The sequence below is a fragment of the Bradyrhizobium sp. genome, from assembly GCF_028868675.1.
Lineage (GTDB): Bacteria > Pseudomonadota > Alphaproteobacteria > Rhizobiales > Xanthobacteraceae > Bradyrhizobium.
Window position 1 is genome coordinate 1 of the sequence record NZ_JAGWUA010000190.1, and the last position, 9,056, is coordinate 9,056.

Annotated in this window: 6 protein-coding genes and 1 pseudogene; 6 read left to right on the forward strand and 1 reads right to left on the reverse strand. The window is 66.3% G+C overall.

Going from position 1 to position 9,056, the window contains the following annotated elements; translation table 11 throughout:
• From KGM94_RS20345 to KGM94_RS20365, 5 genes are all read left to right on the forward strand, one after another.
• Positions 1-928, forward strand: a 928-nt coding sequence (locus tag KGM94_RS20345; RefSeq protein WP_300263430.1) for a flagellar hook-basal body complex protein, incomplete at its 5' end; no start/stop codon positions are given.
• 42 nt (positions 929-970) lie between these two features.
• Complete coding sequence (gene flgK / locus KGM94_RS20350) at positions 971-2,851, forward strand: flagellar hook-associated protein FlgK (RefSeq protein WP_300263432.1); 1,881 nt, start codon at positions 971-973, stop codon at positions 2,849-2,851.
• 31 nt (positions 2,852-2,882) lie between these two features.
• On the forward strand, positions 2,883-4,766 hold the full coding sequence (locus KGM94_RS20355) for a flagellar protein (RefSeq protein WP_300263434.1): 1,884 nt from the start codon (positions 2,883-2,885) through the stop codon (positions 4,764-4,766).
• 280 nt (positions 4,767-5,046) lie between these two features.
• Positions 5,047-6,300: a hypothetical protein gene (locus tag KGM94_RS20360; protein ID WP_300263436.1), complete on the forward strand. Its 1,254-nt coding sequence runs from the start codon at positions 5,047-5,049 to the stop codon at positions 6,298-6,300.
• Positions 6,297-7,805 carry an aspartate aminotransferase family protein gene (locus KGM94_RS20365; RefSeq protein ID WP_300263438.1) on the forward strand — a complete coding sequence of 503 codons (1,509 nt, stop codon included), beginning with the start codon at positions 6,297-6,299 and terminating at the stop codon, positions 7,803-7,805. The genes KGM94_RS20360 and KGM94_RS20365 overlap by 4 nt, the downstream gene beginning before the upstream one ends.
• A 203-nt stretch (positions 7,806-8,008) precedes the next feature.
• On the opposite strand, the gene flbT is transcribed toward KGM94_RS20365, so the two are convergent.
• The gene (gene flbT / locus KGM94_RS20370; protein ID WP_300263440.1) at positions 8,009-8,434 is read right to left on the reverse strand and encodes a flagellar biosynthesis repressor FlbT; all 426 of its coding nucleotides are present in this window, start codon (positions 8,432-8,434) and stop codon (positions 8,009-8,011) included.
• Between the two features lie 311 nt (positions 8,435-8,745).
• On the opposite strand from flbT, the pseudogene KGM94_RS20375 reads away from it, so the two are divergent.
• Positions 8,746-9,056 (forward strand): annotated as a pseudogene (locus KGM94_RS20375) (hypothetical protein); the annotation flags it as partial.

The following is a 9,056-nucleotide window of genomic DNA, read 5'->3' on the forward strand; positions in this document are numbered from 1 at the left end:
CGGCCTCAGCGGCGGTACGGGCTCGTCGATTGCGGGCGGCGTGATCACCCTGAATACCGGCACCGCTTCCAACCTCTCGGTGTCCAGCTCCAACGCCGCGGCCTTCGCCGCGCTCGGCTTCACGTCGAGCATCAGCAGGAACCGCAACGGCGGCGGAACCGCAGGTACCGGCACCGTGATCGGCAACGACATCGCCACTTTCACCAAGGAATCGATCAGCGGCGGCGCGGTCACGGCCTACAACGCCGCGGGCACGCCCGTGAACATGCAGTTGCGCTGGGCCAAGACCGACAGCGCGACGCTGGGCGCCGGACATACGGATAGCTGGAACCTGTTCTACCAGACCGACCCCAACGCCTCCGGCACGCAGGTCGGCTGGGTGAATACCGGGCAGACCTTCACCTTTGCCAACGACGGCTCGCTGACCTCGCCGAGCGGCTCGGGCATCACCATCAACAACGTCACGGTCGCCGGTCAGTCGCTCGGCTCGGTCGCCTTCAACATCTCCTCGGGCGGGCTGACGCAATATGCGAGCACGAGCGGGGCCGTGACCATCAACACCATCACGCAGAACGGCTATGCCGCCGGTCAGCTCCGTTCGGTCGCCGTCAGCAACAACGGCCTGGTGGTCGGCACCTTCTCCAACGGCCAGAATCTCGACCTCGCCCAGGTCACGCTGTCGCACTTCAACGGCACCAACTACCTGAAAGCGCTCGACGGCGGCGCCTACGCGGTGACGGATCAGTCCGGCCCCGCGATCGACGGCGCCTCCGGCACGATCAGCGGCTCGTCGCTGGAAGGGTCCAACACCGACATCGCCGACGAGTTCACCAAGCTGATCGTCACCCAGCAGGCCTATTCGGCCAACACCAAGGTCATCACCACGGCGAATTCCATGGTGCAGGATCTCCTGAACGTGTTGCGCTGATCGGCAGCCTGAAGCGCAACGTAACGAGAGGCGGGCAGTGATATGGGTTTGAGTTCGGCCCTCGCCAGTGCGATGAGCGGTCTGCGCGCCAACCAGGCCGCGATGTCGATCGTCTCGTCGAACGTCGCCAATTCGCAGACGCCGGGCTACGTCAGCCAGACGCCCAACCAGATCGAGGTCACCACCGGCAGCTTCGGCTCGACGGCGATGACGACCGGCGTCAGCCGCGAGCTCGACTCCTACGTGCTGGGCCAGCTGCGCACGGAGACCGGAGGCGGCGGCTACGCCGACCAGATGGCCAACATCCTGAAGCAGCTCCAGAACGTGTACGGCAACCCCGGCGGCAGCGGTACGCTCGAAGCCGCGCTGAACGACTTCACCTCCTCGCTGCAGGCGCTGTCGACCAGCGCCGGCGCGCAGTCGGCGCAGACGGTCGCGGTCGCGGCGGCGCAGTCGCTGGCGCAGCAGCTCAACGTCACGACCAAGGGCATCCAGTCGCTGCGTTCCAACGTGGAGCAGGACCTCGGCACCTCGGCGCAGCAGGCCAATGCAGCGATGCAGCGGATCGCCGACGTCAACACCAAGCTGCAGGGCCTGAACCCGACCGATCCGTCCGCCGCAACGCTGATGGATCAGCGCGACCAGGCGATCAACACGCTGTCGAAATACGTCGACGTCCGTGTCGTCACCGACGGGTCGAACCAGGCCAACGTCTTCACCGGCACCGGCATCCAGCTGGTTGGCGGCGGGCTCGCCTCGCAGTTCAGCTTCGCCTCGGCCGGCGCGCTCACGGCGACCTCGCTCTACAACGCCGATCCGGCCAAGTCCGGCGTCGGTGCATTCAACATCAAGCTTCCGAACGGCTCGTCGGTCGACGTCGTCGCCAGCACCGTGGTCTCCTCCGGCCAGATCGCGGCCGACCTCAAACTCCGCGACCAGACGCTGGTGCAGGCGCAGAGCCAGGTCGATCAGCTCGCCGCGACGATGGCGAGCGCGCTGTCGGACAAGACCTCCGGCGGCGCCGCGGTCGCGGGTCCGCCGGCCGGCTTCGACGTCGACCTCGCTGGCGCGGCGGCGGGCAATACCGTCAACATCACCTATACCGACACGACGACCAACACGCAGCGCAAGATCACGCTCATCAACGTGACCGATCCGACGGCGCTGCCGCTGCAGAACGCCACGAACGCCAATCCGGTGCAGATCGGCGTCGATTTCTCGAAAGGCATGGGCGCGATCGCATCGGCGCTCAACACGGCGCTGTCCGGCACCCACCTGTCCTTCGCCGGCGCCCCGGCGCCCGCCACGGCCACGACGCTGCGGGTCACCGACGACGGCACCGGCCTTGCCAAGGTGAATGCGACGTCCGCCACCAGGACGATATCGTCGCTGACCTCGGGCAATCCGCAACTGCCGTTGTTCACCGACGGCGGCGCGCTCTACACCGGAGCGATCACCGGATCCGGCCTGCAGATGACGGGTCTCGCCGGACGCATCGCGGTGAATCAGTCGGTGGTCAACGATCCGACCCGGCTCTCGGTCTACAATACCTCGCCGGTGACGCCCGCGGGCGACACCGCGCGCTCGGATTTCCTCTATTCGCAGCTCACGACGGCGGTCTTTTCCTATTCGCCGCAGACCGGCCTCGGCTCGGCCAGCCAGCCCTTCAGCGGCAACGTTTCGAGCTATCTGCAGCAATTCCTGAGCATCCAGAGCAACGCCGCGACCCAGGCGACGAACCTGCAGCAGGGCCAGAGCGTCGTGGTCTCGACCCTGCAGGCGAAGTTCAACTCGACGTCCAGCGTCAACCTCGACACGGAGATGTCGAGCCTCATCCAGCTCCAGAATGCCTATGCCGCCAACGCCCACGTCATGTCGGTGGTGCAGAGCATGATGACCACACTGCTCCAGGCTCAAGGGTAACCCCGCGTATCAAGCGTAGAGGCGCCAAACCATGTCGATCGCCAGCATCAATTATTCCTCGTCGGTTCTCGGCGCGCAGATCCGCAACATCAACCAGCAGCTCACCGACCTGTCGACGCAGCTTTCCACCGGCAAGCTGTCGCAGAACTATTCGGGCATGGGGACCAACGAGGGCTTCGCAATCGCCTCGCGCGCGCAGCTGTCGAACATCGCCGCCTATACCGACACGATCACCAACGTCAACGTCAGCATCAACCTCGCCAACACCGCCCTGCAGTCGATGTCGACCATTCGCAACACGGTGCACACGGGCGCCGCCAGCACGGCGCAAGATCTCAACGTCAACGGCCAGACGATCGCGCAGAACACCGCGGCGGCGCAGTTCGGCTCGATGATCGGCGTGCTGAACACGCAGTCGGGCAACCGCTATCTGTTTTCCGGGACCGCCTTCGGCACGCAGTCGGTCGCCAACGCCGACGACATCATCAACGGCACCACCACGCAGGCCGGCTTCAAGACCGTCATGGCCGAACGCCAGGCTGCCGATCTCGGCGCCAACGGCATGGGCCGCCTGGTGCAGACGCAGCCGACCCCGAGCTCGGTCAAGGTGTCCGAGGACGTGGCCGGATCGCCGTTCGGGCTCAAGATCGCGGCGGTCTCCTCGACGCTGACCGGAGCCACCGTCACCGGTCCGAGCGGGTCGCCGGTTTCGTTCTCCGTCGATCTCAACGGCAACAATCCGGGCAATGGCGACAAGCTGAGCGTTCAATTCACGCTGCCGGACGGCACCACCGAACAGATCGACCTGACGGCGTCCACGGCGACGCCGGTGCCGCAGGGTGGCTTCGCCATCGACGCGACCACCCCGGCCAACACGGCCTCGAACCTCAACACCGCGTTGAACGCCGCGATCGCGAAGCTTGCCAACACCTCGCTGGTGGCGGCGTCCGCGGTCATGGCCGGCGACAACTTCTTCAACACGGCGAGCTCGGCGATCGGGGGCCCCGTCAACAACCAGCTCGCGACGCCGGCGCCGGTCACCGGCGCGACGCTGCTGTCCGGCACCGCGCCTTCGGATTCGATCGGGACGAGCTTCGCGCCGGGCGACACCATCACCGTCAACGGGACGACGCTCACCTTCGTCAGCTCGGGCGCGACCGGCAATCAGCTCAACGTCACCGACAGCATCCAGACCCTGCTCGGCAAGATCGATTCCATCACCGGCACCTCGAAGCCGTCGACGGTCCATGGCGGCGCGATCACGATCAATACCGACGATGCGGCGAGCCTGAACGTCACCAGCTCGAACGCGGCCGCGCTTGCGGCGCTCGGTTTCGGCTCCACGCCGGTCACGGCGACGCAGCCGCCGCTGCGCGTCGGCAGCTCGCCCGCGAGCTCGGCGACGACGCTGGTGAACGGCTCGGCCAACACCGTCAAATGGTACATGGGCAATGACGGACCCGGCTCGGCGCGCTCGACCGCGGTCGCGCGGGTCGATGATTCCATCACGGTTCAATACGGCGCGCAGGCCGACGAGGACGCGATCCGCCGGCAACTGCAGGCGATCGCTGTGTTCGGCACGTTCTCGACGTCGCCGACCGGGGCCAATTCGGGCGGCCAGGTTGCGGCCCTGAGCCAGAGGATTGCACAAGCGCTGACGGAGCAGCCCGGGCAGCAGCGGATCGAGGATATCCAGACCGACATCGCGATGGCCCAGAACACGATGAAGGACGCCACCACCCGTCAGACCCAGGCCAAGGCGCAGCTGCAGACCATCATCGACCAGGCGGAGTCGGCATCGCCGGACCAGGTGGCGAGCCAAATCCTGTCGCTGCAAAACGCGCTGCAGGCGTCCTACCAGACCACCTCGATGCTGTCGCAGCTGTCGCTCGTGAAGTACCTGCCGGCCGGCTAAGGCACGATGAAGCCGCGTTGCCGCGTGAGCCGAAGACCGCCGCAGGCCATTCCGGCTCGCGCCCCGGGGCGACCGTTAACGCTCAATTAACCATGGCTGTTTACCTCTTGGTTAGAACTCTGGCGCGGGGGCGTTGATGTCGGATCGGATGCAACTCGTGGTGGCCACACCGTGCTTCGGCGGGCAGGTATCGAGCATCCATGCGAGCTCGATCTTCGCGCTGCTGCGCGCCTGAGCCGCCGGCGCGGCGCGATCGACGGGTCGATATCGGGAGTTCGACATGCAGCGTTCAGTGTCCCAGCCGCTCGGCCTGACCGTGCCGCAATATGCCGACCGCATCGGCTTTGCGCGCCTGACCCATCAGGCGTTCGACGGCGTCGACTTGCGCCCGCTGCGGGACCGGCTCTTCGCCAGGATCGCGGAGGGAACGGCACAGGCGGGCGAGGGGCTCGATCTGTCGCTGATCGCGCAGCTCCTCGGCGACAAGGATACCGGACTGGCGATCCAGGCGGAGGTGCTCGCGTTCCACCAGCTCTTCCGCTCGCCCTGCGCGGTCGCCCGTCCCGCGCTGCGCGTGCTCGCGCTCGCCGCCGCCATCGACATGGGCGGCAACACGCCGATCGAATTCCTGATCGAGGGATCGGACGTCGAACTGCTGACGCTCTATGTGGTCAAGGGCGTCGGCCTGCCCGAGCCGCTGCCCGACCACGACATCGCCATCGTGGTGGCGTCCGATTCCGAGGAGTGCCGCGAGGCGCTCGCGGCGATCGACGCTGCGGCCGCGCGCTGGCCGCGGCCGCTGCTCAACCTGCCGAGCCGGATCGCCAATCTCGATCGCGACAAGCTGCACCGGCTGCTCGCCGGCATCGAGGGACTCGACATCCCCGCGACCATCTGCGCGACGCGCGCGCAGTTGACCGAGCTGTCGCAAGCGCGGCTTCGTTGCGTGGACATCGCGGATGAATTGCGCTTTCCGATGATCGCGCGGCCGCGCGGCTCGCATGCGGGCGTCGGCCTCGCACGGATCGACGACGCCGCCTCGCTCGCCGACTATCTCGCCGCGCGGCAGGAGCAGGAATTCTTCGTCGCGCGCTTCGTCGACTATTCGAGCGCCGACGGGCTCTATCGCAAGTATCGCCTCGCGGTGGTCGACGGGCGTCCCTTCGCCTGCCACATGGCGATCGCCGACCGCTGGGACATCTGGTACCTCAACGCCTACATGGCGTTCAGCGAGGAGAAGCGGGCCGAAGAGGCCACCTTCATGCGCGACTTCGACCAAGCCTTCGGCGCCCGTCATCGCGCGGCGCTCGACGAGATGATTGGGCGTATGGGGCTCGACTACTTCACCATCGACTGCGCCGAGAACAAGGACGGCGAGCTTCTGATCTTCGAGGCCGACAACACGGCGGTTGTGCACAACATGGATTCGCCGGACGTGTTTCCGTACAAGCAGCCGCAGATGCGCAAGATCTTTGCGGCCTTCACGGCAATGCTGACGCGTCGCGCCAAGGCCGGGCAGGGAAGCGCGGCATGAACGAGACGACCCGGGACGACGTGCAGCAGGCGGCCGGACGCGCATCGCTCGATCCGCAGGACTGGAGCGCGTTTCGCGCGCTCGCCCATCGCATGCTCGACGACACCATCGACTCCATCGCCAATGTGCGCGAGCGCGCGGTCTGGCGGCCGATCCCCGACCGCGTCCGCGCGCAATTCCACGCCGACGTTCCCCGCGATGCCGCCGATCTCGGCGAAGTCTATCGCGAGTTCGCGAGCGCCATCGCGCCCTATGCGACCGGTAACGTCCACCCCGGCTTCATGGGATGGGTGCACGGCGGCGGCACCGCGGTCGGCATGCTCGCCGAGATGCTGGCGGCCGGTCTCAACGCCAATCTCGGCGGCCGCGACCACATGCCGATCGAAGTCGAGCGCCAGGTCGTCGAGTGGATGCGGCGGCTGTATGGATTTCCGCAGACGGCCAGCGGCATCTTCGTCACCGGCACGTCGATGGCGAATTTGATGGCGATCGTGGTGGCGCGCACGGCCGCGCTCGGCGCGCTGGCGCGCCAGCACGGCATCGGCCACGACGGCGCGCTGCTGACGGCCTACACGTCGAAGGCCGCGCATGGCTGCATCTCCAGGGCGATGGATATCGCCGGCTTCGGCACCGATGCGCTGCGCAAGATCGACGTCGATGCCGATCACCGCATCGACGTCGCCGCGCTGCGCGCGCAGATTGCGATCGACCGCGAGATCGGCTTCAGGCCGTTCCTCGTGGTGGCGTCCGCCGGCACGGTCGATATCGGCGCGCTCGACGATCTCACCGAACTGGCCGCGCTGTGCCGCGAGGAGAACATCTGGTTCCACGTCGACGGCGCGTTCGGCGCGCTCGCGATCATGTCGCCGGCGCTCGCGCCGCGGCTTGCCGGCATCGAGCTGGCGGATTCGATCGCGCTGGATTTCCACAAATGGGGGCAGGTGCCCTACGATGCCGGCTTCCTCATGGTGCGCGACGGCGAGCGGCATCGCGAGGCGTTCGCGCAGCCGGCCGCCTATCTCAGGCGCGAGGCGCGCGGGCTCGCGGCAGGCGCCGTCTGGCCCTGCGATCTCGGTCCCGATCTGTCGCGCGGCTTTCGCGCGCTCAAGACCTGGTTCACGCTGAAGACGTTCGGCACCGACAGGCTCGGCGCCGCGATCGCGCGCACCTGCGAGCTGGCGAGATATCTCGAGGCGCGCATTGCCGCCGAGCCGCGGCTCGAGCTGCTAGCGCCGGTCAACCTCAACATCGTCTGCTTCCGCTATCGCGCGGCCGATGCCGACGCGATCAATCGCGAGATCGTCGCCGACGTTCAGGAGTCCGGCATCGCCGCGCCATCGAGCACGACGATCGACGGCCGCTTCGCGATCCGCGCCGCCATCGTCAATCACCGCACCGATGTGGCCGACATCGACGCGCTGGTGGCCGCCGTGCTCGACTTCGGCGCGCGGCGCTCGGGCGATGGCCTGATCGAGACCGAGGCGCCGCCGCTCGCGGCGCAATAGAGCAAGATCCGGAAAAGTGCGCAGCGGTTTTCCCTCGCGACAAACGCGGAACGCGTTTGCGCGGAGATCATGCTCGAATGACAACCCAAGGCGCGATGACGATTCCAAGCCATCGCGCTTTAGCCGGCCGGACGGTCCAAAAGGAAAGCGGCCCCGGAGATCGTCCGGAGCCGCTTGTGCAGGCAATTCTCGGGAGACGGCGATCAGGCGGCCGAACTGATGTCCGCCTTCGGATGCGTCGCCTCGTACTGGTCCTTCAGCTGCGCCTCATAGGCGATCAGCTTGCGGGCTTCCTTGAGCGCCCGGTAGAGATCGCCGCTCATGATGTTGTTGTTGATGCCTTCGATGACCGGCCAGGAGCTCGGCACGGCCGTCACGATGTCGCGCACCAGGTTGAAATAGGTGCCGTGCTGGCTCTGCGGGTCCGGCGAGATGTACATCAGCTGCACCGCCAGATAGACGAGCTTTGCCGGCGTGTCGGCGGTCTCGGGCGTGAGGATGTCGCGCTCGCGCAGGATCGGCACGTTCTCGCCGTCGATCAGCAGGCGGGCGCGTTGGTCGGTATTGGTGATCACGCAATTGCCGACGATGATGCGTTCGTGCGGTTTGAGTTCGACCTTGAGAGCCATGCCTGTTCTCCATCAATCCTTTTGTATCGAGCCTCCCGACGAGGACGATCGGCTCTGATTTGGAGCCGATCGTTGCACAACGTAGTTAACGGGTCGTAAACGATTGCGGTTTGGCGAGAAAATGCAATGATTTCAATGGAGATAGAGGTATTATGAGCCTCTCGGCTGTCTCTGGCGGGGCCGTTTGGACGCCGACGCGGAGAAAGCGGGGGTTTCATTTCACGGATTGTTAGAGGCTCGGAGGCACCGTCCGCCGGTCGTTTGATCAATCTCGGTCAAGCAGGACGCGTAGCTACCAGAAAGGTAACAGTATGTCCGGTATCGTTCTCTCCGCATCGGTTCGTCAGAACCTGCTCTCCCTCCAGTCCACCGCCGACCTCCTCGCCACCACCCAGTCCCATCTGTCGACTGGCAAGAAGGTGAACTCGGCACTGGATAACCCGACCAACTTCTTCACGGCTTCCTCGCTCGACAACCGCGCCAGCGACATCAACAATCTGCTCGATGGCATCGGCAACGGCGTTCAGGTGCTGCAGGCCGCCAACACCGGCATCACCTCGCTGCAGAAGCTGGTCGACACCGCCAAGTCGATCGCCAACCAGGCGCTCCAGACCCCGGTCGG

Excerpts from the sequence above, each read along its gene's own strand:
- KGM94_RS20365 (WP_300263438.1), top strand. The coding sequence starts at position 6,297 with ATGAACGAGACGACCCGGGACGACGTGCAGCAGGCGGCCGGACGCGCA.
- flgK (WP_300263432.1), top strand. The coding sequence starts at position 971 with ATGGGTTTGAGTTCGGCCCTCGCCAGTGCGATGAGCGGTCTGCGCGCC.
- flbT (WP_300263440.1), bottom strand. The coding sequence starts at position 8,434 with ATGGCTCTCAAGGTCGAACTCAAACCGCACGAACGCATCATCGTCGGC.
- KGM94_RS20360 (WP_300263436.1), top strand. The coding sequence starts at position 5,047 with ATGCAGCGTTCAGTGTCCCAGCCGCTCGGCCTGACCGTGCCGCAATAT.
- KGM94_RS20355 (WP_300263434.1), top strand. The coding sequence starts at position 2,883 with ATGTCGATCGCCAGCATCAATTATTCCTCGTCGGTTCTCGGCGCGCAG.